Origin of the sequence: Mucilaginibacter pankratovii (assembly GCF_014773265.1) — a bacterium.
Lineage (GTDB): Bacteria > Bacteroidota > Bacteroidia > Sphingobacteriales > Sphingobacteriaceae > Mucilaginibacter > Mucilaginibacter pankratovii.
This window is the reverse complement of the sequence record NZ_JACWMY010000001.1, coordinates 669465-695272: the sequence shown is the minus strand read 5'-3', so window position 1 is coordinate 695272 and position 25808 is coordinate 669465. Positions and strand designations below refer to the sequence as shown.

Annotated in this window: 14 protein-coding genes; 6 read left to right on the top strand and 8 right to left on the bottom strand. The window is 43.0% G+C overall.

Translation table 11 applies throughout. From position 1 onward, the window contains the following. Positions 1–26: 26 nt before the first annotated feature. The 6 genes from IDJ77_RS02680 to IDJ77_RS02655 all read left to right on the top strand — a co-directional run bounded on the left by IDJ77_RS02680 (position 27) and on the right by IDJ77_RS02655 (position 10489). A complete protein-coding gene (locus tag IDJ77_RS02680) occupies positions 27–962 on the top strand; it encodes a FecR family protein (RefSeq protein WP_191187370.1) in 936 nt (311 codons plus the stop codon). Positions 963–1079: 117 nt separating this feature from the next. Next, positions 1080–4472 (top strand): SusC/RagA family TonB-linked outer membrane protein, encoded by a 3393-nt coding sequence (locus IDJ77_RS02675; RefSeq protein WP_224750935.1) that lies wholly within the window; start codon positions 1080–1082, stop codon positions 4470–4472. Positions 4473–4490: 18 nt separating this feature from the next. After that, positions 4491–6038 (top strand): RagB/SusD family nutrient uptake outer membrane protein, encoded by a 1548-nt coding sequence (locus tag IDJ77_RS02670; RefSeq protein ID WP_191187369.1) that lies wholly within the window; start codon positions 4491–4493, stop codon positions 6036–6038. 12 nt (positions 6039–6050) lie between these two features. Next, positions 6051–8504, top strand: coding sequence for a bifunctional YncE family protein/alkaline phosphatase family protein (locus IDJ77_RS02665; RefSeq protein WP_224750934.1), 2454 nt, complete (start codon positions 6051–6053; stop codon positions 8502–8504). A gap of 71 nt (positions 8505–8575) precedes the next feature. Further along, on the top strand, positions 8576–9412 hold the full coding sequence (locus IDJ77_RS02660; RefSeq protein ID WP_191187368.1) for a hypothetical protein: 837 nt from the start codon (positions 8576–8578) through the stop codon (positions 9410–9412). Between the two features lie 30 nt (positions 9413–9442). Continuing rightward, complete coding sequence (locus IDJ77_RS02655) at positions 9443–10489, top strand: metallophosphoesterase (protein ID WP_191187367.1); 1047 nt, start codon at positions 9443–9445, stop codon at positions 10487–10489. A 13-nt stretch (positions 10490–10502) separates the two neighbouring features. Here the strand turns inward: IDJ77_RS02655 and IDJ77_RS02650 are convergent, their stop codons facing one another. From IDJ77_RS02650 to IDJ77_RS02615, 8 genes are all read right to left on the bottom strand, one after another. Beyond that, on the bottom strand, positions 10503–12008 hold the full coding sequence (locus IDJ77_RS02650; protein WP_191187366.1) for a glycosyl hydrolase family 28 protein: 1506 nt from the start codon (positions 12006–12008) through the stop codon (positions 10503–10505). A gap of 278 nt (positions 12009–12286) precedes the next feature. Beyond that, complete coding sequence (locus tag IDJ77_RS02645; RefSeq protein ID WP_224750933.1) at positions 12287–14095, bottom strand: RagB/SusD family nutrient uptake outer membrane protein; 1809 nt, start codon at positions 14093–14095, stop codon at positions 12287–12289. Between the two features lie 10 nt (positions 14096–14105). After that, entirely contained in the window at positions 14106–17426 is a 3321-nt protein-coding gene (locus IDJ77_RS02640; protein WP_191187365.1) for a SusC/RagA family TonB-linked outer membrane protein, read from the bottom strand. A gap of 451 nt (positions 17427–17877) precedes the next feature. Beyond that, positions 17878–18456, bottom strand: coding sequence for an RNA polymerase sigma factor (locus IDJ77_RS02635; protein WP_191187364.1), 579 nt, complete (start codon positions 18454–18456; stop codon positions 17878–17880). 244 nt (positions 18457–18700) lie between these two features. Beyond that, entirely contained in the window at positions 18701–22840 is a 4140-nt protein-coding gene (locus IDJ77_RS02630) for a hybrid sensor histidine kinase/response regulator (protein WP_191187363.1), read from the bottom strand. 120 nt (positions 22841–22960) lie between these two features. Beyond that, positions 22961–23110: a hypothetical protein gene (locus IDJ77_RS02625; RefSeq protein WP_191187362.1), complete on the bottom strand. Its 150-nt coding sequence runs from the start codon at positions 23108–23110 to the stop codon at positions 22961–22963. A 138-nt stretch (positions 23111–23248) separates the two neighbouring features. Beyond that, complete coding sequence (locus IDJ77_RS02620; protein ID WP_191187361.1) at positions 23249–23431, bottom strand: hypothetical protein; 183 nt, start codon at positions 23429–23431, stop codon at positions 23249–23251. 327 nt (positions 23432–23758) lie between these two features. Continuing rightward, the gene (locus IDJ77_RS02615) at positions 23759–25648 is read right to left on the bottom strand and encodes a glycoside hydrolase family 97 protein (RefSeq protein ID WP_191187360.1); all 1890 of its coding nucleotides are present in this window, start codon (positions 25646–25648) and stop codon (positions 23759–23761) included. Positions 25649–25808 lie beyond the last annotated feature (160 nt).

Here is a 25808-nt window from a genome sequence, read left to right as displayed (position 1 = left end):
GCGACTTACTACTGAAAACATGGCTAATGGACATTTATAAATTAAAGAAAATTTTATCACGGTATCTTAAAGGGCAATCAAATGAGACCGAGAGCGCACTGGTTGAAGCCTGGTATAGATCTTACGATGCAGAGGAAAAACCATTGGATAACAGCGAGGCTATTGCCCTGCGCAATTCCATCAAGAGCCGTATAGATGCTGATACCCTAAAACCCCGTATTATATCGACGCGTGCTTTCCGCATTGCGGCCACATTGGCCATTTTTTCTGTTGTCGGCCTTTCCACCTGGAAGTTTTCGCACCGTAAAGCTAACAATGAAGCTTATACAATAGTGATAACCGGCACCAAGGGGTTAAAAGAACTTAAACTGCCCGATGGCTCAACAGTTTGGTTGAATGCCGCCAGCCGCATAAAGATCCCCGAAGCTTTTACCGGCCCCCGCCGCGAAGTTGTGCTGGAAGAAGGCGAGGCCTTTTTTGATATAAAACACGATGCCGAACATCCTTTTATTGTTCATTCCGCACCTGTAAATGTGCAGGTTTTAGGTACATCCTTTAATGTGCGGGCATATAAAGCACTGCAAACAATAAGCGTTGCGGTAGCTACGGGCAAGGTGGGTATTACCGGGAAATCAAAAACATTGGCTATGCTGCTGCCCGGCCAGCAATTGAGCTTTAATACTTTAACCGGTGAAATAGCGCAAAGCAACGTTAATACCGACTTTTCGCAAAGCTGGAAAAAAGGCTACACGTACCTAAACCAGGCCAGCTTTAACGAGCTTGCCCTTGTAGTGAAAAATATTTACGGTTTATCCTTAAAGCCGGCCAATAAAAAGATAGCCAATTACCGGTTTAGCATGCGGTTGGTGCATAACATGCAATCGAAGCAGATCCTGGACTTGATAAGCCAACTGCATCATACGCATTATAGGAAGGAGGGGACTGATATAATTCTCTATTAAACAAAAAGCGGCCTGCTGAAACAGAACCGCCTTTAATTTTTTGCAGACATCGGACGGCAATCCGGTCTTGCAATGCCTCCATAACTCATTCAAAAATCACGTAAGCAAAACAAACATATGAATTATTATACACACTTGTGTAAGCAATTTATGCGAATTACTATCCTCTCGTTCAGTATTTTATTAACTATCGGCCTGCTGTCGGTAGGCGCAGCCAATGTTAAAGCACAAAGCTTAAATCAACGCGTTAGCATAACGATCAATAGCGGCAACCTGTACGATGCCATCAAAAAAATAGAGCAAACCACGGGCCTCGGCTTTGCCTATGATGCCGATTACCTGGGCCTTAAACAACAAACGGTTAAATCGGCAAACTTTAGCGACGAATCTTTAGAGAACCTGTTAAACACCCTGTTGCAAGGCTCGGATATTGTTTTTAAGGAATCAGCGGGGAATGTTATCCTCACTAAAAAACCTCAGCCCGGCAAATTGTACGGTAAAGTAACCGACGAAACCGGCGCTACTTTACCGGGTGCCAACATCAGGGTTGCTGGTTCCACAATCGGTACCACTGCCGATGGTACCGGTAATTACTCCCTTACTATCCCAGAAGGCACCTACACCATCCAGGCAACATTTGTGGGTTATAAAATGCTGGAATTTAAAGATATTACCATCGTCCCCGACAAGCCCAAACAGTTAAATATAAGCTTTACAGGTACCAGCATGCTAAGCGAGGTAAACGTAAGCTATGGTAAGCAACGCAACCGTGAGGTTACCGGCGCAGTATCGCAGGTAAAAATGGCGCCGTTACAGGATATGCCTGTAATGCAGTTTGGCCAGCAGCTGCAAGGTAAAGTTGCAGGTGTAAACATTGCCCAAACAAGCGGGCAACCCGGCCGTGGCATCGCTTTCAGAATTCGCGGCGCGGCTTCCTTTGCTACAGATTATCAGCCATTGTTTGTAATAGACGGTTTGCCTATTACCGGCAGCATCAATAATATCAATCCCGATGAAATAGAATCGTTAACGATTCTAAAAGATGCATCGGCAACGGCGCTGTATGGGTCGCGTGCGGCAAACGGCGTGGTATTGTTAACAACAAAACATGCCAGGGCGGGCGACTCGCGAATAGAGTTCAACGCCAATTACGGCGTACAGAAGATCCCGCAGGGAAGTGTGCCTAAGGTGATGAACGCGCAGCAATTTGCCCAGTTTATGAATGATAAGTTTACTGATGCCAAGCTTTACGAGCCGCCTTATACTGCGGTTGTTCCGGAAATTTATCAAAACCCGGGTCAGTACGGTGAAGGCACCAACTGGTTTAAATTAACTACCAGGAATGCGCCTACCCAAAACTATAACTTAAATATCCTCTCCGCCCGCGAAAAATCATCGTCGGCAGTAATGTTAGGTTACGAGGCTCAGGATGGTGTGGTCATCAATTCGGGCACCAAACTGATCTCTTTGCGAATCAACCACGATATGAGCCTGGGCAGCCGCAACCAGGTAAAAGTAGGCTTTAACCTTGCACCGAGCTACCGTTTAGATCATAATAACCGCACAAACTCCGATGGCGTTGGTGGTTTTTACGAACGTATTTTTGAAGCCAGCCCGCTTGTATCCCCCTACAATCCGGACGGTTCTTATACGGTAGGAGCATTCTCTACGGGCATGAGCGCGTATGTAAATCCCCTTGCCCTGCTTGAACAAACAAAGGATGATTATATTACCACCCGCATCCTCGCAAATGGTTATATTAACTATGGATTTTTACCAGGGTTTAGTTTAAAAACCAACGTTGGTATTGATAAAGGTGCCGAAACACGTAACCAGTTTTCTCCCTCGGTAACTTTAACTACGTCTGCTGTATCTCCTGTTGCTTCTACAGGTGTCAGTTCATCAGTTGATAACTATTCTTACACCGCAGAAAGTTATCTTAACTACGAGAAAACAATCGCCACTGATCACCATATTGAAGCGCTGGCAGGTTATTCCGTGCAGAAATTCGATTCGAAAAGTAACTCCATAACCGGTACGGGTTTCCCAAGCGATGATATTCCTTATTTAAGCGCCGCATCAATCATTTCGGCCGGGTCAAGCACTACTACACAATACTCGTTGCTATCCGCCATCGGTCGTTTAAACTATAACTATAAAGGGAAATATCTTTTGCAAGGCGCTATACGCCAGGACGGTTCATCACGGTTTGGTGCCGATCGGAAATATGGTTATTTCCCATCGGTTTCTGCCGGCTGGATCGTTAGCGACGAGCCATTTATGCAAAATTTTGGTAAGATAGATCTGTTGAAGATCAGGGCGAGCTACGGTATCACCGGTAACAATAGCTTTGGTAACTATACTGCTATCCCAACCCTTTCTAAATACAATTACCTGTTAAATGGTGTGTTAATTCAGGGGCAAACAATAGGTTCGCTGGGTAATACCGAGCTGGCATGGGAAAAGAACAGGCAGTTTGATATTGGTTTAGAGCTGGCCATTTTAAAAAACCGCATCTCCCTTAATTACGATTACTACCACAAAATGTCTGATGGTTTGATCCAGGCGCGCCCGGTTCCCCGCGGATCTGGTTTCGTAAACATCCAATACAACATCGGCCAGTTGGAATTCTGGGGCCACGAGATCACCATCAACACAATTAACACCACCGGTGCCTTTAAATGGAACACCAACTTTAACATCGCTTTCGAGCGTAACCTTATCAAAAACCTGGTTGATCCTGGTTACCTGCGCCGTAACAACACCGTAACGTCCGACTACTACCGCAACCAGGTAGGCCACCACCTGGGCGAGTTTTATGGTTTCATCAACTTAGGTTTATACAAAGATGCTGCTGATTTGGCCAGCTCTGCTAAATATAAAAGCACTGGCTTGTCTGACAATGGTTCGTCTGACATCGGTACGTTGAAAATGAAGGATTTGAACGGCGATGGCATTATTGATGACGTTAACGACCGTACCTTCATTGGCGACCCTACACCAAACTTTACTTTCGGCTTAACCAACACTTTCGCCTACAAAAACTTCGACCTGAATATTTCTATGGCAGGGCAGGTTGGCGGTAAAATACTGGCAGCCTCTAAATGGGCATATTTAACCAATCTTGATGGTTCGAGGGTGCCACTTGCCGCCGCCGCAGATCACTGGCGTTCTGAAGCAAACCCAGGCTCGGGCATTTATCCGCGTACGAAAACAGGTACAACAGCTATCGGCCGATCGGTAAACACGCAATGGGTGGAGGATGGCTCATACTTAACCGCCAAGAACATCTCTCTGGGTTATAGTTTCAAACTGAAGAATGCGCTTTTATTGAAAAACCTAAGGGTTTATGGCTCGGTGCAGCAGGCCTTTATTATTACAGGTTATAGCGGTGCTAACCCCGAGATCGCTCTTACAGGAGCGGATGCTATAAATGGTATCGGTGTGGATGAAAATGCATATCCGGTTCCACGCACCTTCTCTTTCGGTATAAACGCAACTTTTAAATAATCAATCTGATAAATAGATATGAAAAAGAAATATATATTACTGATGCTGTTGGTTGTCATCACATCATCGTGTAAAAAAGATTTTATAAACCTTGTTCCCCAGGATTCCCTTTCGCCGGAAACGTTCTTCCAAACTGATGATCAGTTGGAGCAGGCCGTTGCTGCGGCTTATGTTCCCCTTCGCGATTTGCTGATAAATGATTACCACACTTCGGAGATGCGTTCGGATAACACGCACTACATCCCTAACCCCAATAACCGCGGTACGGCTACTGTATACCGCGAAAATGTATCCGACTGGAACAATGACGCTAATAACGATTACGTTAACGCCGTGTATTACCATTGCTATACCGGCATTTCGCGGTCCAATATCGTAATTGGCCGTATTCCGGCAGCTGCAAAAGCAACAGATGCGGGTAAAGCCCGTGCCGATGGCCAGGCAAAATTCTTACGCGCCTGGAACTACTTTAAACTAGTGCGCTTATTTGGTGGTGTACCACTTTATTTAAAAGAGGTAACCAAAGCCGAGGATGCTTTTAAAGACCGGTCTACTGCTGATGAAGTTTACGCGCAGATCGTATCTGACGCAAAGGATGCCATCAGCGAATTATTGCCACCGGCCAAATTCCCGCAGTCTGGTGAGGCTACTAAGGGTTCTGCTACGATGCTCCTGGCTGATGTATACGTAACACAAAAGAAATATGCCGAGGCAGAAGCGTTATTGAACACCCTGCCGGCAATGGGCTACAGCCTTAACGCCAACTACGCTGATGCATTTTTGCCGACCAATAAAAACGGTAAAGAATCTCTTTTTGAAGTACAATACCTCGAGGGTACTGCTGTGGGTACACAACCTAATACGGTTATCTTCCAGTTTTTACCCAAAACCACTAGTACAGCACTGATCACGGGTACTGCTTTCCCGAGCAATACCTCAGGTTCGGGCTGGAACATTCCATCTTTCGATCTGTTAGCTGCTTACGAACCCAACGATAAGCGTTTAGATGCCTCTATAGGTATTGCCGAAGGTACTAACGATGCCAGCTTTGTAATAAAGATCTCGGCGGTTAAAAACGCTGCAGGCTATGTGCCAACTGCCGGTAAAGCCTATACACCATTCATTAAAAAGTATGTACACGGCCCTTACGTAGCCACAACAAACTCTAACGACGATTGGCCAATCTACCGTTACTCGGAAGCGCTTTTATTATTAGCCGAAGCGCAGAATGAGCAAGGCAAATCGCCGCTAACAGCGTTGAACGCTGTACGTACCCGGGCCGGTTTACCAAACGTAACCGAAAGCGACCCCTCTAAATTGCGCGACATTATTATGCACGAACGCCGCGTAGAACTGGCCTTTGAGAACAAACGTTTCCACGATATCCAGCGCAGTGCTACGGGTTTGAGCATTATGCAGGCCTATGCAGCAAAAGCAAAAACCACCTATACAAACCTGGAGGCAAACGCTTTTGATATTCAGGCTTATAAATTCTTATTCCCGGTACCCCTGCCGGAGAGGAACCTTAATCCAGGCATGCCACAAAACCCCGGTTATTCATTTTAAAACCAAACAAACATGGCATATCGCTATAATACGTTATCAACAACAAGGGCGCTGGGAACGGCGTTCTTGTTAATGCTTTGCTTTTACGCGCAGGCACAGGTACCCGGTAAAATAAAAAGTTCAGGGCAGGTATTACTGCCCAACGGCTGGAAATTGAGCCCGGCCGGGCGATCCCTGGCTACCGGCGACCTGCCGCTTAACATGCAGTTGAGCGCCAGTGGTAGATTGTTGGCTGTTACCAACAACGGGCAAAGCACGCAGTCGGTGCAATTGTTCGATCCTAAGAGCGAAAAACTGTTGGACGAACGCATATTGGCAAAATCGTGGTATGGGCTTGCCTTTAGTCACAATGGGCAGCATCTATACGTATCGGGCGGATATGATAACCTTGTGCTCGATTTTAATATCGAAAGCAATAAGCTGGGTAAAGCCGATACCATAAAGCTTGGCCTGCCGTTCCCGAAAGGTAAAATTTGCCCGACCGGCCTGGCGATAACCAAAACTAACACTCGCTTGTATGCGGTAACTAAAGAAGATAGCAGCTTATACGTGCTGGACCCTATTGCGCACAGCGTTATAAAAAAAGTACCATTGCCGGGCATGGCCTATGCCTGCACCCTGAGCCCAAACGAAAAAACGTTGTACATCTCGTTATGGGGATTAGGTAAAATAGCTTTATATAATACCGATACACAGAGCATCGAAAGCACCATTAACACCGGCGACCACCCCAACGAGTTGCTATTGAATAAAAAAGGAACGGTGCTTTTTGTGGCTAATGCCAATGATAACACCGTATCGGTTATTGATATTAAAACCGGTAAGGTGCATGAAACCATTTCCACCGTTTTGTATCCAACAAAGCTGGCCGGGTCTACCACAAACGGACTGGCACTCTCCGCCGATGAGCGCACGCTGTACGTTGCCAATGCCGATAATAACTGCCTGGCCGTATTTGATGTAACCAAACCGGGCAATAGCAAAAGTTTGGGCTTTATACCGGTAGGCTGGTATCCCACAAATATTAAAACGCTTGGCAGCAAGATCATCGTTGCTAACGGAAAGGGCTTAACCTCCAAAGCCAATCCGCACGGCCCGCAACCTTTTGCCAGGGACAATAACATTGGCGAGCATGTTGGGCAAACCGCTAAAAGCGAGATCCAGTATATTGGTGGTCTGTTTAAAGGCTCGCTGTCTTTTATAGACGGCCCTAAGCCCGAACAGCAAAAACTATACACCAGGCAGGTTTATGCCAATACGCCCTTTAATACTAAGCGTACCATCACCGCCGATGGTGAGGCCGGCAACCCCATCCCTCGTAAGGTTGGCGAGAAATCGCCCATCAAATACGTATTCTACATCATAAAAGAAAACCGCACCTACGACCAGGTTTTGGGCGATATGCCAAACGGCAACGGCGATACTTCGCTTTGCATATTTGGCAGAAAGATAACCCCCAATCAGCATGCATTTGCCGATCAGTTTGTACTGCTGGATAATTTTTATGTAGATGCCGAGGTGAGTGCAGACGGCCATAACTGGAGCATGGCGGCCTACGCTACCGATGTGATAGAAAAAACCTGGCCTACCAATTACAGTGCGCGCGGGCCGGCTTACAGCGGAGCAGCATCCGGGCCAAGGGATGGATATATATGGGATTACTGCCAACGTGCCGGCGTTACCTACCGCAGCTACGGAGAGTTTGGCAGTTATGCGAAGGCGCAGATAAAATCCCTGCAAGGGCATATGTCACCGCGCTCGCCAGGCTTTAACATGAAAATTAAAGACCAGGTACGTGCCGATGCCTGGGAACACGATTTCGATTCTCTGCTGGTAAATAACGCCGTGCCGCAGTTCAGTACGCTTCGCATTTCTGATTATCATACCAGCGGGCAAAAAATTGGAGAATACTCGCCTATTGCAGCTGTGGCGGATAATGATTTGGCAGTGGGGCGGATCATCGAGCACTTATCGCAAAGCGCCATCTGGAAAGAATCTGTTGTATTTATACTGGAGGATGATGCACAGGCCGGGCCTGATCATGTTGATGCACATCGCTCTCCCGCCTACGTTATTGGCCCGTATGTAAAACGCAATGCGGTTATTCATGGCATGTATTCCACATCGGGCATGCTGCGCACTATCGAACTCATCCTGGGTTTACCCCCTATGAGCCAGTACGACGCCGGTGCATTGCCGATGTACGATTGCTTTACCAGCAAGCCCGATTTCAGCCCTTATAAAAAGATAGACGCGCAGGTAGATATTGATGTGCGCAATGTTGCCGTAAACCAAAGCAGTAAGCGCTCGGAATCTTTCAACCTTGCCAATGAAGACAAAGTGCCCGACCGCGATATGAACGAAGTTATCTGGAAAGCCGTGAAAGGCGAGAATGCTGTAATGCCCGCCCCAAAACGCAGTGCGTTCGTTATACTGGAACAAAAAAAGGAAGATGACGACGATTAGGTTTACCAAACGATGGTAAAGGCACCTTGACTAAAGAAATTTTGAAATAGTATAACCAAAACACACATAATATGAAAAGATCATTTTTTGCTATGCTTGTATTGCTGTTAGCTACAGCAACAATGCGCGCACAATCCGTAACGGATATGAGAGCTGTGAATGCTACTGGCAGGGGAGCGGTACAACCGTTTTTGTTCTCGGTGAACACACTTACCGGCAGTAATGCTTATTGGGCCATAAATGCCAGTACCAATTATGCCGAGCGTACATCGGGTCAGTTTGGGTACGATGGTGCTGCACAGCAAATAGCCATAAAAGGTTACCTGGGTAACCGCTTCACTTTTTACGCAAATGCCAACCTTGGTTTCGCCCGTAATGGTGGCCTGAACAGCGCCCAGCAGGCCGAGGTCATCCACGATTTTGTGGGCGGCAGGCAAGCCTACGGCGCACGTTTCGGCCTGGGCCTTGGCGCAAACCGCGATTTTTCCAGCGTGGGCGCTGTGTTCAGCCGTTTCACCGCTTCCTACGAAGCACCACGCTGGCGTTTGGGTGGCAACCTTCGCGTAGAAAAAGCCTTCTCTGGCAGCCGCGATGGCATAGACCTCGTGACCAGCTTTGGTTTTCAACACCGATTAGTAGGGCCTGTATTCGCCGGGTTCGAGGCGATGGGGCAGGACCTGGAAGGCTTTTGGGAAGCAGATGAAGCCGAAGGTGGCGCTAAACTGCTTATCGGTCCGTCTTTAAATATAACGCCGGCAAACTCGCGGTTCTCATTCTCGGCAAGTGGCGGCGCAGTATTTTACGCAACGCACAGTACCGTACCCGGTTCTGGCGCCATCCGCGATGTGGGCAACACTGCCACGCAAAATGGCTACACCATCAGGGCAATGGTATCTTTTAATCTATAATATTTAATAATTCTATATCCACATTTCATCATGAATTCTAACCTCTTCATAAAAAGCGCTCTGATATCGTGTTTGACTTTAGCGCCATTTTTTTTACGCGCGCAAACTGGCCCTGTTGTTAATGCCGATAAAGACAATACGGTACTTAATACTCCAGGCCCTGCCGCCAAAGTTAAGGATGGCGATTTTTCTATCGCCGTGATGCCTGATACCCAATATTACCTGGCCCAGGCACAGCTTGGTGGCAACTTTGATATGTTTAAGGCACAGATAGACTGGATCCAGAAGAACCAGGAAAAGGAAAATATAGCTTACGTGGCCCACATGGGTGATATCACCGAACACGGCGATAACCCGGTAACTTCGCGCTCTGAATGGTACCTGGCGAAAACTGCGCTTTACGGCCTGGAGAGCCCGGTGAGTATTCCTTACGGATTAACCGTAGGCAACCACGACCAGTTCCCGGCACAATATCCAGTTAAGGGAACTACCAACGGATATAACCAGTACTTCGGCATAAAGCATTTTGAAGGCCGCCCATATTATGGCGGACATTATGGTACAAATAATGATAGCCACTACGACCTATTCACCGCCGGTGGGCGCGATTTTATCGTTGTATTCTTAGAGTTCGATTCGCATAACGAAGACCAGGCTAACCTGTATAGCTGGGCAAACGACGTGCTGAAGAAAAATGTGTCGCGCAAGGCTATTGTGGTAAGCCATTCAATTTTGCATTTCGGCCCGGTTACCGGAAGCAATACGCCGCAAGCGCCTTTTAATGCAGAAGGCAAAGCCATTTTCGAAGCGCTTAAAGATAATCCTAACCTGTTTATGATGCTTAGCGGCCACGTTGGCGATAACGGCGAAGGCTACCGTGTAGAAACTGTTGGCGGCCATAACATTAAAGCATTCCTGTCCGATTATCAAAGCCGCCCGAACGGTGGTAACGGATTAATGCGCTTGTATAAGTTTTCGGTAAAAAAGAACGAGCTAAGCGTAAAAACTTTCTCTCCTTATGCACACTTGGACGAAACTGATGCCGATAGCAAGTTTACAGTACCTTTGTTTGATTAAAACAAGAAAACTTTCAATTATGATCAGATTGACTATTAATAAATTTAATTTCTTCTGTGTGTTCACCAATAAAGAAGTTAGCCATATCACCTGTTTTATAAAAGCCAGGCTTTTCTGCCATATTATCTGTGATGCATTTACCATTGATATTTAGGTTGTCAAAAACTACGTGTTTGATCTTTCTTTTGTCATCATAACCAGTGATAATGGATAATGTCGCATTTTCACCCTTATAAAAGATGTTTTTAAACAATACATTTTCGATTCCGGCCCCAGGAGAGGTATTATATTTTGCATTATACATCACTCGTAGGTTCACTAACTGCCCTTTCCTGATATTTTCAATAGTTACGTCCTGAAATATTACATTGCGGATAAGATTACTGTCACCAGAATTAAGCGACATACATCCCTGATAATCAATTTGATTTTCATGTTGATCCAGGATTTGAATATTGTTGAACTTGATATTTTCAAGGGTATCAGGATTTTGCGAATCACCATGAGTGCCGATCAGTATAGGATGGGCTACATCGGCCCAAAGTATAGCGTCCTTTACGGTAATATTTCTGGTATTTCCAAAATAGTTCCAGCGGTGCCCATAAATTGCAATACAGTCATCCGAGTTTCGCATGAAGATATGGTCCAGGGTGACATCGGAGCTGCAGAAAATGTCAATGCCGTCAGCATTCCCTTCCGAACTAAAGGATTTAAAATGCTTTACTTTCACGCCTGAAGACTGTCCGATCATGATTGAATAACGGTAAGGAAGTACTATCAGTCCTTCAATATGAACGTTATCAGAATAATTAATTGTCAACAAATCGCTGCGGCCTTGTTTAACTTTGCCTGCGTCAGTAGCAATGGGTTTGGTGGCGTTTAAATCCGGTTCAGTTTGGGTCAATATACCGTGGCCGGTAATGTTTACATTTTTAGCATGGTCCATTAAAAAGCTACCAACAACAATTGCACCGCCGGCTATGTAAACCGTTTTGTTGGATGGTAAGTTTACTTTCCCTATGCGATGTATGCCAGGCCCGTAGAATAATATGCTGGTGTCTTTAGTTGTGGGTTTAGATCGTTCAATTTCGTTTGCAAAAAGTTGTAGATTATGAAAAATATCTCCGTTAATTTCAATAGAAACATACTGATTAACATTAATTGAAAAAGTAACGGTTTTGCCTTTAATTTGGGGTACAATTCCATAAGCCAGGGGCCTGATTTTAATATTATTAATTCTACCCGCCGGTATGGTTAATTCCACTTCAACCATTCCGTTACAATCGAAGTATGCAAAAGACGTTTGTTCCCGGATTGTTTTGGTTTTAACCACATTGGCTACACGCGCCTGGTAAACGTCCAAAGGTAACCAGGAATTACTGTGTTCTCTTATTTTTATGCTGTATGCAGTACTGACTAAATCACATTTCGGAGCTTTATAAGTAATGATTTCAGCAAATGATAATTGGCTAATTAACAGGATAGTGACGATGCACAAAAATTTGTATTTAAAAATCATAGACGGTATAAATAGTTTTATGAACTCTTATATATAGACAGATATTTCCGGGTTTAATACTCAATATTCAAAATAGTAAGTGGATGAATTATAGCAGATGTTGCTTCAAAAACGGTCATAGTCCCTGTTACCAAAACTATTTACAACGATTAATTTTAACACTCAATGTATTGGATACTTTGTTGGTAGCGTTCTTGATTTCGTTGATAGTAAGAGGACCAACGCCAGTTTAAAACGAACGGAGTGCTGCATGGTAGCGCAGCACTCCGTTCTTCATATTACCATCCCGGATTCTGAGTTAGAGCGGGATTCAATGTTATTTGCGTGGTTGGAATTGGATATAAATAATTTTTCTCAGTAAAGTTACGAGCTGTATTATCTAAAATCAGCTGACCATTGCCGTCGCGTGCGTTAGTAGGAGCGGGCGAAAGAGGATTCGGTCCAATTTGTGCTTGCGTTCCGGTATATTTAATGCCAACTGGCCAGGCGCTTACAAATTCTGCTGCATTACCGTAGGCAGATCCACCTACGTTGGTCCCTAAATCAGTGCCAGCACTGTGCCAGCGCTTGATATCGTCAAAACGAAAACCTTCATAATACAATTCAATAAATCGCTCACGTCTGATTTCGGTACGGAAATCCAAACCATTTGCGGAAACGAAAGCATTAGATAGGGGAGGCATGTTTTTATTTGCACGTAAACGCACCAGATTGATAGATTTGTTCAGATCAGCGTCAGAAATGTTGCCATTTCGTTCATAAATAGCTTCAGCATAGTTTAACAAAACTTCAGCATAACGAATAACAGGGTAATCCTCAGATTCAAGTTTATCCGGACAATTGCGTTCGGTTACCCATTTTTGATTGGTATACCCGCCAATTTGAACCGTTTTGCCTAACGATGTAGCAATATCAGCCAGGTCGTTTAACCAGGTAACGCGATAGTTGGCGTTACCATACCAATAATACATGTTATTCACTCGGATAGTGTATTTTAAACGATTGTCTCTATTAACAAATTCAGAACCATACGTTTGAAAACCCTGAAAAAGGGGCGATTTTTCTGTTGGTAGTCCGTCTTGGCACAAAAAAGCATTTATAAACTTATGTTGAGGGCCAATTTGAGTACCTTGACGGCTGATATTGATGTTTATAACTTTACTGATATCGTCATAGCGATAGGCCAGGAGATATTCGTGGTTGGCAGATTTGGTTACGCCAGCCGGGTTCGATTTCGGATTTTCTAAAATAAAAAGATATTTTTGGGCAGAATCGCCTAATACAGTGCTATTACCGCCTAAACCGTTGGACGCCAGCGTACCGAATAAAGCAAATTGATTACTGGTTATTGCTGCATTTGAAGAAGCTGACGACTTATCTAACAGCATATTAAATCGGGTCGCGTCACCGTTGCGGAATTTAAGCCAGGTTCCTTCATAAAGTGCCACCCGACCTAAAAAAGCCTGAGCTGCAGGACGGCTCACGCGACCGAAGTCGGCCAAATTCGATGCTATCGAAGCTGGTAAATTCGGTATAGCAGCTTCAAGGTCAGCAACAACCTGGTCAACTATTACATCCCGGGAGGCTCGTTCACCGTAAAGTTCAGGGGAATCCAATTTTAGTGTTTTAGTGATCAAAGGGACACCGCCATACAGCTGTAGTAAGTCAAAATAGCAATACGCCCTAAAAAACTTAGCTTCCGCGACATACTGCGCGATTGCATTTTGGTCATTGAACTCGGCTGCCTTTTCCAGCAGGTAGTTGCAGTTTCTAATTCTGGCATAATTATTTGTCCAATTGGCGTCGGTAGCAACTACCGTGTTTGTACCTGCACCAAAGGCCCCGCCTCCGCCAAACACATCTGCCCGTCCATCATAATGGGGATTATCTGCAAATGAAGTAGCAAAATTCCTGAGATATCCATAATATTGATTAGCGAACGTTTTAAAATCATTGGCCGTTTTAAAATATGCGGCCTCGGAAAGTTGATCCTGAGGTTTCAGATCAAGTACTTTGTTACAACTAAGCTGCGCCGTTGTCATCAGCAGTAGCAGAGAGTAAAAAATAGTTTGTGAAATATTTTTCATGTCGATTTAATTAAAATGTAATGTTTGCACCTAAAGTTACATAGCGGTAGAAGGGGTAGCGTTCGTTTCCCTGGGTGGTACGTGTTACTTCCGGGTCCCAGCTGTCATGGATGCCACTAATTTCCCACAGGTCGCTTCCCGAGATATAAATTCTTAAGCCGCTTATCGCTTTTGTGCGTTGAAGCAGTGCCTTTGGCAATGTGTAGCCAATTACCAGATTTTTTAAACGCACGTACGCGCCATTCTCTATCGACCAGCTTGATATTTGATAATTGTAACCGTTGATTCCATTAGCGTGCAGATTTGGATAGTAAGCATTAGTGTTTTCGGGGGTCCAGGTGTCGCCTATCCATTGTGTAGTCTGTGCTTGTCCAAGTGCGGTATATGGAACCCGCCAATTGTTGGCGCTACCGTTAGCCCGGAAAATAGTTCTTTTACCAACACCCTGGAAAATGCTCGTAAAATCAAAACCTTTCCATTGCAATGACAGGGCCATACCAAAGGTATAGCGGGGTACGTCACTACCTAAAAATACCAGATCGCCCATATCTGCAGTGGAAGTTCCACTGGTAAGCTTTCCATCGCCGTTGACGTCTACATAATAATTATCACCCGGACGCAACCCCGAATTTTGGCCCGGCAGATTAGTTAGGGGGCTGGCAATCGGGATACCAATGGTGTTAGTTGCGCCACCGGGATTGTAAAATTTCGCATTGTAGGCGTCAACTTCCGCCTGAGTTTGAAAGCGTCCGCCATATTTTAAACCGAAATAGGAACCAAGAGGGTAACCCTCTACCGTTGCATTATATCCCGGGCCCAAAGCAGGCACGCCATTAAAATATACAAGTTTGTTTTGGCTGTCGGTTATGTTTCCCGAAATCGAATAGTTAACCTGGCCTATATGATCCTTCCAGGTTAACTGACCTTCCCATCCCCAGGTTTTTAAGTTGCCGTTATTAGATTGCGGTGCGCCGATACCTAAAACTCCCGGGTAGGTAACACTTACAAGCATGTTCTTATTCTGATTGCGGAATAACTCAAAAGTGCCATTCAGATGCCCGTTTAACACACCAAAGTCAATCCCTAAGTTCCTTTTAATTACCGTTTCCCAAGTACGGTTAAGTGATACAAGGTTGCCGGTAGTGCTTGTTGCGGTCGCAATTGTCGATCCTAACAAAGTTCCGCTACTGCTCACATTAAGAGATTGCAGGTAATCATATAAACCTATGCCACCCTGGCTGCCTGCCGTAGCGTAAGAGGCGCGAATCTTTAGTTCGGTGAATATATTTGTGTTTTTAATAAAATTTTCCTCACTTAATCGCCATCCACCCATGAAGCTGTAAAAAGGTTTCCAGCGCGTAGAGGCGATAAATTTCGAGGAACCATCATATCTTCCGGTAGCTTCAAAAAGGTACTTGCCTTTAAAAGCGTAAGTTGCTCTGGCGAAATAAGAGCCAAGGGCATAATGATTACGTACCTCATTATTTGTCACAAACCCACCAACCGAGCTGGTCAAACCCAAATTCAGGGATGGTATATCATCACTGCCGATATTATAGGTGGTTGTGTTAAACAAATCATACTCATCACGCTCGTACGAGCTACCGATCATGAATGATATATCGTGTATATTATTGAACTGATTGGTATAGGTCATTCGTCCAATCAAATTATAGTATGGATCGTTAATGTTTTGCCTGAAATAGTTTTGACTTCCGCCTGTGGAGCCCCCGGATGGAGCTGTGGTACCGGTTAGGTATTTATCATCGTAAGAATATAGGCGAACTGTTTTAGTTTGTACCCTTGCATCCTGCCACCACACATTATATCCCGCAGTACCTGAGAAAGTAAGGTGTTTTGCGAAGTTGTACGTTAGAGACGTATTTAACAATGCACGAGAATTAAATTCAAGATTGTCTCCACCGTCTCGTAATAATCCCGCGGGGCTGGTAACACCTCCCCATTGATACGGGCGACCGGATTGTGTGTACATTGGCAAACCTATTTGAAAGCCGTTGCCGAGTGCACTATAGCTACCTGTTGTATACATAGTGGGCTGCTGAATATCATTTTTTTCTAACGCAATATTTGTTTCTATCTGCACCTTATCGCTGAATCTGAAACTATTATTGAAACGCAGGTTATAACGCTGGTTGCCGTTGTTGCCAATTTTCAGCTGGCTGCCGTCATTCAAATAGCCCAGCGAAACACGATACGTGTTTTTTTCTGAACCACCCGAGATGCTCAAATTGTGCTGGGTAGAGGTGGCACGGCCCCATAGGAATTGCTGCAGTGATACGTCGATAAAGTCAAGTTCCTTTACATCGAGAAAGGCTGGTACAGGCAGCCCATTATAAAAGGAGTTAGCTGTAATTCCTCCAGTCGTGTTACCTGGAATTTGGGATGCCGATACAACTGTACCTTTGTTTGCTTTAGCAAAATTGGCCATTTGATACCATAGATCGGTAGCCGGAATTACTCCATAATTATCATTTATTTTTGCCTGGAGTAAGCCGTCTGCCCATTGGTCAATATTTGCCATCTTAGGCTGAAGCCCTACAACTTTTTGTGATACCGAAGGGCTATATTGAATTTGCATTTTGCCGCTTTTCCCTTTTTTGGTTGTAATGAGCACAACCCCATATGCGGCGCGGGCACCATAAATAGAGGCAGCTCCGTCTTTTAACACGGAGATATTATCGATGTCGTCCGGATTTAGCGAATTCAATTCGTTATTATTATTAAGGGCAACATTGTCTAAAATGATTAATGGGTCCTGCCCGTTGACAGATGTAGCGCCTCTTATTTGAAAATTCCAATTTTCGCGACCAGGTTGCGCTGACGACCTGGTAACTACCATTCCCGGTACTTGTCCCTGCAAGTTTGCAATAGGGTTATTAGTTGGGCCTCTATCTTCAAATACTTTAGAGCTTACCGTGGAGATTGCCCCAACAACTGAAGGTTTCTTTTGCGTACCGTAGGCCACGACGATGACTTCATTTAACCCGGTTTTATTTGGGGATAGCTTGATAATCATTTCTTTATCAAAATCAGCCGGAACGTTCAAGCTGACATAGCCGATACTGTTGAAATGTAGAAGGCCCTTGGGCGGAACATTGATTTTAAATTTGCCATTAACATCGGCAGCAACTCCGGTTGTTGAATTAGAAATTGTTATTGTTGCTCCGACGACAGCTTCGCCGGTCTCTGAATCAATCACCTTTCCTATAACCGTTTGGGTTTGCCCAAACACGGTATTGGAGGAAAGCAACGCCAACAGCAGGACGGATATACGGGCTATCCGCCATTTTTTACTGTAAAAATTAATCATAATTCTTCAATTTAATTGTGTGTTAATTGGTTAGTAAATAGATTCGTTGTTTTGAGCATCAAATCTTCATAATTGGTTATTGTTCAATAGACAGGATAACACGATATGTATACTCTTCATTGAAGCCAAATTTTTTAATGGAGTTTATAGGAATAGCCCGGAGTTAAACCATTTAAGCCAATGGTCTATGCTGAATGCCCGATAATTGAGTAGCGGATTTATAAAACCCGGATGATTGGGTGAATGTAGCCTGTAGGTTTAGGGCAGATTATCAACCGGCTGCCCCTTTGTTGTTTAACAGGCAAGCGTAATTATGATAACTTACTTTTAAGAAGCCAAGGACATTTTTGATAGGATTATCAAATGTTCTGAAAAAAGGATTGATGGTGATGGAAACGTGACATAAACTGGCGAAGTTTTGTATGAATCAAAATAGCCGGCCTTTAAAGGACTAAACGGCAAGAAGGAAATTAAGTGAGTTTTTATCTGCCGTTCGGTTTCTTAAATGGACGATCCCCCGATGAACGTGATTTACCACAGATTGATAATTAATACCCGTCACGGCGGCAATTTCGTCATAATCCCATCCATCGAAGTACTTTAAAAATATCATTTCGCGCTGCCTTTTAGGCAAGGTATTTAATGCGATTGTTAGCATTTTGGACAATTCCGAGTGACTTTCATCTTTTACGACAATTTCCTCTTGCGAAAAAACAAAGTCAGCTTCCATTCCTTCTTCAAACGGCACATTTTGGTTTCTAATGCATTTGAGATGATTGATAGTTAAAGATCTGGCTGTTCTGAAGAAGTAAACTTTTACAAAACTAATGGCACCGATGGCCTCTTTTTTTTCCCACAATTTTACAAAAAGGTCCTGGAGAAGATCTTGACAGATGTCATCGTCTTTAATTATCTTAAAAATATAGCGGTATAAGGAAGGGTATAATGCATGATGAATTTGTCCGAAGGATTTAACATTACCCAGTCGGGATTCATCCCACCAGATTGATAATTGATTGTTATTACTCATATGTGGTTTATAGCTTAGCAACTTTAAAAAACTCCGTCAACAGCTTCGCCAGAACACTTATGAATTAACAGTTGTGGGTTCTGAAAAGTAAAAGTTTAACGACGCGTTATAATTTGGTTTTGCAGAAGCTAAAATGATGGGATTCTGTCAGAAATATAGGGTAGAAAACGGTCATTTAAAGGGTATAATTTGGCCATAAAAGTCCTGTAAGTGATTAAGACATACCGACCGGCCGTTTTGATTATTAATCGATGACGTTATATTTCTTTTTGAAAATCCGGCGGTTTTGTTTGGCAAAATCCGAAGGGTTTGTTTTGAATAACTTGTGGAACTGCGTCCTGAAATACTTTATTTCGTTAAAACCAGTTCCCAGAGCCACTTCATTAACGTTGAGCTCAGTTTGGATCAACAATTCAGCGGCTTTACGAAGACGTATAAATCTGATGAATCCGTTGATGTTATGACCAGACAATGATTTCACTTTGCGGAAAAGATTAGAACGGCTAACGCCAAGTTCTGCAGCAAGCATTTGAGTATTGAAGTTTGAATCTGTCATATGAGATTCAACGATGGTTATGCATTTTTCGAGGAACTGTTTGTATTCATCAGAAATATTTATCTCAGCAGATTTAAGAGTGATCGCGTTATAGAAATAATTTTGCAGGTTACTTCTGATCAACAAAAGGTTGGCAACCCTCGCCGTGAGAACGTCACTTTCAAAAGGTTTACTGATATAATCATCCGCACCGCTTTCCAGCCCTTTTATTTTTCCTTCCGGCGAGGAGGATGCAGTTAACAAAATCATCGGAATAAAATTCATCGACGGATCCTTCTTGATTAGAGAGCACAGTTCAAGCCCGTTCATTCCAGGCATCATAACATCGCAAATGATAAGCGAAGGATTCTTTTCCCTTGCCAAAAGTAATCCGGAGTTACCATCTTCTGCCTCGAAAATTATATACTGGCTTTCCAGTATACTTTTGATATATTTTCGTATATCAAGGTCATCATCAATGATTAGGACCGATTTTTTATCTGAAAAGATATCCATTCCCAAAAACTCTTCAGTTTTTACGTTAACACCTAAATTGTCATTCAGCACCAAAGGCTGATCAGATAGTTCACTTAATATTTCGGAAGATGAATCCGCAATCAGTGAAACGGCATTTTCAGGGTAATGTGCAATGCCTTTTTTAAGTTTAAGCAAGAAAGTTGTTCCTGAGCCGGGAGCACTTTCATACGTAAGCGTTCCAAAATGATCGCCCGTAAATTGTTTAGCGAGATAAAGGCCAATACCGAAACCGGCTTTAACGGGATGGCCAGCATCTCTCGAACGATAAAATTTGTTAAAGATCTTATCGCCGATCGTCGTTGGAATTCCGTTCCCGTTATCTATAACTTTAATTAAAACGTCATCCTGGTTGGAGTGGAGCTGCACTTTTACAATTTTTCCATGCGGCGAATATTTTATTGCATTTGAAATCAAATTGAATAATATGATTTCGATCTTTTCCCGCTCCCCATAAATTATCACTTCTTCTTCAGGTACCGTCAATTCAAATGTCAAGTCCGCCGCTTTAGCTTGCTGGACGAAGCAAAGGAAGACTTCTTGACAAACCATACCAATATTTAGAGGTGTGACGCAAATATTTTCAGCACCTGCCTCCGCTTTTCGAAACAGGAGAAGTTGATCGACAAGGCTGAGTAACCTTCTCGCATTTCGATACACCAAACTTAAATCGTTCCTGTTTTCATTTCCATTGCGTGTCAAAATATCTTTAATCGGATTTATAATTAACGATAGCGGTGTTCTAAATTCGTGAGAAATTCCCGTGAAAAACTCTACCCGTCTTTCGTTAAGTTCCCTTTCTTTTTCTTGAAGTTTCTGTTGATTGTCTGCGTTTGCTTTTGCGATTTTAATTTCATATCGTAAACGAGTTTCCCTAAATCGATAGTTCAGGAACCAATAGACGCAGCAAATTAATATACCGATATAAAACGCAATGGCCCACCATGTGAGATACCAGGGAGGCAGAACGATTACCCGCAACGAAATTGTTTTGCTGATCCATTGCCCTTCAGCATTGGTGCAATTGATGAGTAGGGTATAGGTTCCGGGATTAAGTCGCGTATATACGGCATTGCGATTCTGCCCTGAATTGTTCCATCCGCGATCCCAACCTTTCATCACGTACCTATAATTGATGCGTTCCTGAGCCGTAAATTCTATAGCCGCAAATTTGACCGATAAGGAAGCCTGGTTATATGGTACAGTGATTTCAGAAATTTGTTGATCTGTAATCGCCGATATATAATTTGCCTGATCGTTAATAGAATGATTATTAAGGTTTATTGCGGTTGCAACCAGGTTTGGCTTATTCTTAAGGGGAAGGATCTTCTCTGGCAAAAATATGCTTAAACCGTTGATCCCGCCAAATGCCATTTCGCCTGAACGAAGCGTTAACGACGCATTAAAGTTGAACTCCTTATTTTGCAATCCATCGCTTTGGGTAAAATTGGTAAACTTTCCACTTTTCGAATTGAATTTTGAAAGTCCGTTAAACGTGCTCAACCAAAGGTCTCCTCCCTTTTCTTCCTCAATACCAAGGACGTTATTACTGCTTAACCCGTCGTCTGTAGTAAACTGTTTTACTACTGCCTTCCGATTCTTGTTAAACAGCATCAAACCCGCTTCCGTCCCTATCCAAAACTGTTGTTTTTTATCTTCGTGAATAGCCCTTACAGGTTTACCTATTGCGTAATACAGGTGTTTTTTATTCTTAATGTCTAATCGGAACAAACCATCAAACGTTCCTGCCCACAGTTGTCCATTCAAGTCTTCATGGAAAGCTAATATGTTTTTAACAGAAGGATCAAAAAGCCTGAACTGGTCATTTGCCCGGTCATAAAGAAAAAGGCCATCCTGGAGGCCGCTTGCCCATAAATTTTTAAAGTGATCTTCAAAAAGCAACCAAAAAAATTTGTGATTTGCTTTGCCTTGTTCGTCCAGGCCGACATATGTTTTAAAGGTTTTTGTCTTTGGCTGGAAAAGATCGATACCGGAACTGTAAGTTGCCACCCAGATTTTGCCGGTATAATCCTGTTTGATGCTGGTAATGAAATTGGAGCTTAGGCTACCATACTGATTCTTTTTATAAACGTAATTTTCATATTTTTCATTTTTGCGATCCCAAATACTGAGCCCGCCTCCATCGGTGCCAATCCAAATCCGGTCCTTTGTGTCCTCATAAAGCGATTTCACAAAATTGTTTATTAAACTATTGGAAAGCGTGGGGTCTTGAACTATATTCTGAAATCTGTTTTTTACATCATCAATTATGTTGATTCCACCCCGTAAAGTGCCAATCCATTTTCTGTTTTCGTTATCCAGAAATATCGAGTAAACGGCATTGCTGGACAAGGCATGTCTGCGAAAGCCCCCGGTGAGATAGGTTACCCTTCCGGTCTTTTTGTTAAGTATGCTAATTCCCCCTCCATCAGTACCAATCCACAGTTTATCACCGGGCATAGCTTTTAAACAAGTTATCCTGCCCGAACTAAGGCCGCCATCTGTTTCTGTCAAAGCCGGCTCAAAGCTGTTAAGGCCAATATTATAGCGGTACAAACCAGCGTTAGTGCCAATCCAAAGCATATTATTCTCCCCATAGATACAACTGGCTTTTTTTAATTTAGAGTTTAATAATAATAACCTTTTGTTGTGGCGATCATAAATGCACAAACCTTTGCCTTCAATTAGAAGGAAAAGTTGCTCATCGAAAAAAAATAAGGTGGAAACGGAATAATTCCAATGGTTGCCGCCTGGCCCAAAAAATGGTATCTCCATACCTGGATCTTTCGACGAATGGTCAAAAATAACAAGTCCATTGTTTTGAGTTGCGACAAAGATATCGCCGGTTTTGTCAGTTTTAATTGAAGTAACAAAGGAAGTAAGTTTTTGACTAATTCGAATTCCTGGTTGGAAGGAAAAAACCTTTGTGAATTTTAAAGTGATTGGATCAAGTACGCTTACGCCTTGTCGGGTACCAATCCACATGGCGTGTTTACTGTCTTCTGCAATGGCATTGATAAAGCTGTGAATGATTGACCCCGGATCTTTCGGATTATTTCTGAAGACTTTAAAATCATAGCCGTCATAGCGGTTCAGCCCATCGTAAGTGCCAAACCACATAAACCCGCGGGAGTCCTGAAAAATGCATCTTACCTCGTTATTTGATAAACCGTCTTTTGATCCAAGCTGTTCTATAAACGGCGCGGCGCTTACCGTCAATGATGTTAGCAGTAATAAGAATATACTAAAGCAAATTGAGAGTTGTTTCCAGCAGACAATGTGAAAATACGGCAGCTTAATTACAGTAGTTTTCAATTTTAATTCGTTCAATGTTCGGCGGTTTCCTCAAATCTGCACATATCGTCATGTGAGTTCGGTTTAGAATAAAACAGTTTCAAAAATTGCATTCGGGCATTTTTTATCATTAAAACGCTGCTATCGTTTATTTGAGACCTTCTTTTTTTTTCCACTGCTGATTTTTGCTAAAATTCCGGTCCAGTGGGAAAGGATTTTCTCTTCACTTATTTTAACATCTTTTATTTTTAAGGAAGTTAAATCAGGCCCATCCTCTGTTTTATTTTTCATTACCTGCAAATTAGAACTATTACCTTGTTTTTTAAAATAAATTAACAGGTATCAAGCTATCTAATTACCCTGAAAAATATAAAAATAACCTGGGTTTTTAGGTTACCGTGTGTTTGGAATTTCTATTGAGCAGTTTATTTAAATTGACCCGAATTCGCCGGATGCTTTAGGCAAGTTAGTATTGATAGTTGCATCAGTAGAAGCAACAGAAATCTGCGAACATATTTTATTCCAATGAGCATTGATTGTATCTTCGGTAACAGGTAGCTGCAAAAAGTGGATTTCCAAATCGGGAAATTGATCCAAAGTTTGTTTGTTCATACCTTTAAGACAAGAACTTTATAGAATGATACTCTATCCACATATAGAAACATTCAAGATTTACCAGGGTTGCCAGAATAGCTGGTAGGAAAAGAACCGGTATCTGCTGCTTGTAATAAAATTTTAAGCAGGGTAAAGGGATAAATTAAGGTGACGTCGGTATAAACAAAAAAGGTAGGCTACCTGAATTCTCTACCATGATTTGATTTTAGCAATCTCTACGGATATAATAATCTGTTATGTACAGGAACTTAAATTGGCTGATCGCTGACAGAATATTGTTAAGAATTTTACACCGGAGATTGTTTAAGATTTTCCGGCATAAAATTATAATGTTGGCGAAACGATTACCGCCTGTCCGCTTTTCTCTGATATTTGCACAGGTAATTTGTCCTTTGATGTAACCTTTCGCGTTATAATTTTTACGCCATTATTGCCGTCATCTTCATATATGGTAGCTGTATAAGAAGTATGTTTTCGTAAAAAACTCAATTGAAGTTCTGTAGAAAGCGGAATTAAACCCGACGCACTCCCCAAATACCACACTTCGCCCTTGCGGCGTGCGACACAGATAGATTCGCCGATATCTCCTTTCAGGTATTTTGATTCATCCCAAACGGTCGGAACAGCTTTTAAAAACTGAAGATCCGGATCATTCGTATTATAATCTTCGGGGCGGCCGTACCAAAAAATGGCCTGTAGCGGGTCAAAGTAAATAACAGTCAACGCTAATTGTTGCACTTTACTAACTTTTATATTTTTACTGAAAGCATTGGCGGCGTTGGGATAGCAGAACGTAAAATCTGCAGGGCCGGCTATAAAGCGCGTAAAAGGAAGCACCGTGTTGTGAAATGCATCCGGACTGTTTTCGTCGCCACGGATACCTTCCTGCGATAACAGGTATGGGTATCTACGACTTAAACCGGTAGGCTTATAATGATCGTGAATGTTAAGTATAAAGCCATAATCATTCGTCTTTTTAACGGCTGTATCCAGCCAGGCCAAGCCACTTTGAGTGCCACCATCAACAAAACCAAACTTTAGTCCGCTTACTCCCCATTTTTTGTAAAGTGGCAGGATGGTGTCGAGTTTAGCTTTCAAGCCTACGTAGTTTACATACAAAATAACGCCTATGCCATTAACACGACCATATTCGATCACCTTTGGAAGGTCCAGTTCCGGAATGGCCTTTGTCGGATCAGAGGTTGTGCGGAATTCCGCACCGTACCAGCCGGCATCAAACATAATATATTGAAAATTCATTTTTTTTGCCAGATCAATACCGCCAATCCCCCCATTAGTAGTTACTGGCACTCTAAAAACCTTTCCAGGCTTGATATTGAGTGGAACTTCGTTTGTTAATGGAGTTGTAAGTTTTAAATTAAGCTGGCTGAATTCGTGCAGGCCGATCGCCGTAGTGCTACAACTGATGGTTCTCCATGGAGAAATTAGGCTATCCCGAAATCCCACGTTACTATCTTTGTTTATAGACTGAATCTTCCCATTTTTATAAATCGTATCCGTGTAGAAATTGAACTTAAGACTATTTGGTGTTTGGCCCTTAACTAATACGCATTTGGTAAAATTGCGGTTTTCCGCCTCGCCAATGCTAATGTAAAGTTTCTTTCCGGAGACCAATGTGGCTGGCAGGTCGCAAATTCCCGATAGGTCATTTAACGACACCCGCCGAAAAATAGATTCTTCATGGTATTGAAAAATGTCATAACTGTCGGCGAGATTAAATTCTGTTAACTCCCTATGCAATTTTACTATACCTATATCTTTATCAATGTAACGAAATCCGAAGCTCCCATTATATGCCCGCATAACTAAATCAAATTTAGCGTTAGACGACTTGCAGTGCAAAACCAATTGGTGGTAAACGTTATTTATACGCTTATCTTCTCCCAGCGGCCAATCGAAACTGTTTTTATGTTTTGTTTTATTGTGGCTTTCAATCCTAATGCCGTTGGATAAAACCGGGCCGCTCGTTTCTAAGCCTAAGAGAGACCATTCTGTTACCCTTTGCCCGTTAAATTTCAATTGATAAGACAGCTGGCCCGCTTCGGTTAACTTTAATTCGATTTTAGTTTTGTGATCGGGTGATTCCAGAGAGGTTTCCTGTCTGTTTTGCGCCTTTAAAAGTGAACAAGTACTTGCTGTTACCAGTAAGGCAGAAATTATGCTTGCGAATACGCCGGGTTTTATGTTTATCATGATAGTTTTTTGAGGACAGACAATGCATAGACAGAAGCTTTATTGATTTATACTCCAAACAATGTTTGAAAGGCGCTATTTTTCTTCTCTCATATTTTAAGTATTTGGTACGGTTGGAATTAAGTGCGCCGAAAATTGAATAAGGTACACAAATTAGAAC

What these genes read in the sequence shown, in the direction of transcription:
- IDJ77_RS02645 (WP_224750933.1), bottom strand. Translation starts at nt 14,095, where the DNA reads ATGAAAAATATTTCACAAACTATTTTTTACTCTCTGCTACTGCTGATG.
- IDJ77_RS02655 (WP_191187367.1), top strand. Translation starts at nt 9,443, where the DNA reads ATGAATTCTAACCTCTTCATAAAAAGCGCTCTGATATCGTGTTTGACT.
- IDJ77_RS02620 (WP_191187361.1), bottom strand. Translation starts at nt 23,431, where the DNA reads ATGAACAAACAAACTTTGGATCAATTTCCCGATTTGGAAATCCACTTT.
- IDJ77_RS02625 (WP_191187362.1), bottom strand. Translation starts at nt 23,110, where the DNA reads ATGAAAAATAAAACAGAGGATGGGCCTGATTTAACTTCCTTAAAAATA.
- IDJ77_RS02665 (WP_224750934.1), top strand. Translation starts at nt 6,051, where the DNA reads ATGGCATATCGCTATAATACGTTATCAACAACAAGGGCGCTGGGAACG.
- IDJ77_RS02635 (WP_191187364.1), bottom strand. Translation starts at nt 18,456, where the DNA reads ATGAGTAATAACAATCAATTATCAATCTGGTGGGATGAATCCCGACTG.
- IDJ77_RS02660 (WP_191187368.1), top strand. Translation starts at nt 8,576, where the DNA reads ATGAAAAGATCATTTTTTGCTATGCTTGTATTGCTGTTAGCTACAGCA.
- IDJ77_RS02670 (WP_191187369.1), top strand. Translation starts at nt 4,491, where the DNA reads ATGAAAAAGAAATATATATTACTGATGCTGTTGGTTGTCATCACATCA.
- IDJ77_RS02640 (WP_191187365.1), bottom strand. Translation starts at nt 17,426, where the DNA reads ATGATTAATTTTTACAGTAAAAAATGGCGGATAGCCCGTATATCCGTC.
- IDJ77_RS02680 (WP_191187370.1), top strand. Translation starts at nt 27, where the DNA reads ATGGACATTTATAAATTAAAGAAAATTTTATCACGGTATCTTAAAGGG.
- IDJ77_RS02650 (WP_191187366.1), bottom strand. Translation starts at nt 12,008, where the DNA reads ATGATTTTTAAATACAAATTTTTGTGCATCGTCACTATCCTGTTAATT.
- IDJ77_RS02615 (WP_191187360.1), bottom strand. Translation starts at nt 25,648, where the DNA reads ATGATAAACATAAAACCCGGCGTATTCGCAAGCATAATTTCTGCCTTA.
- IDJ77_RS02675 (WP_224750935.1), top strand. Translation starts at nt 1,080, where the DNA reads ATGAATTATTATACACACTTGTGTAAGCAATTTATGCGAATTACTATC.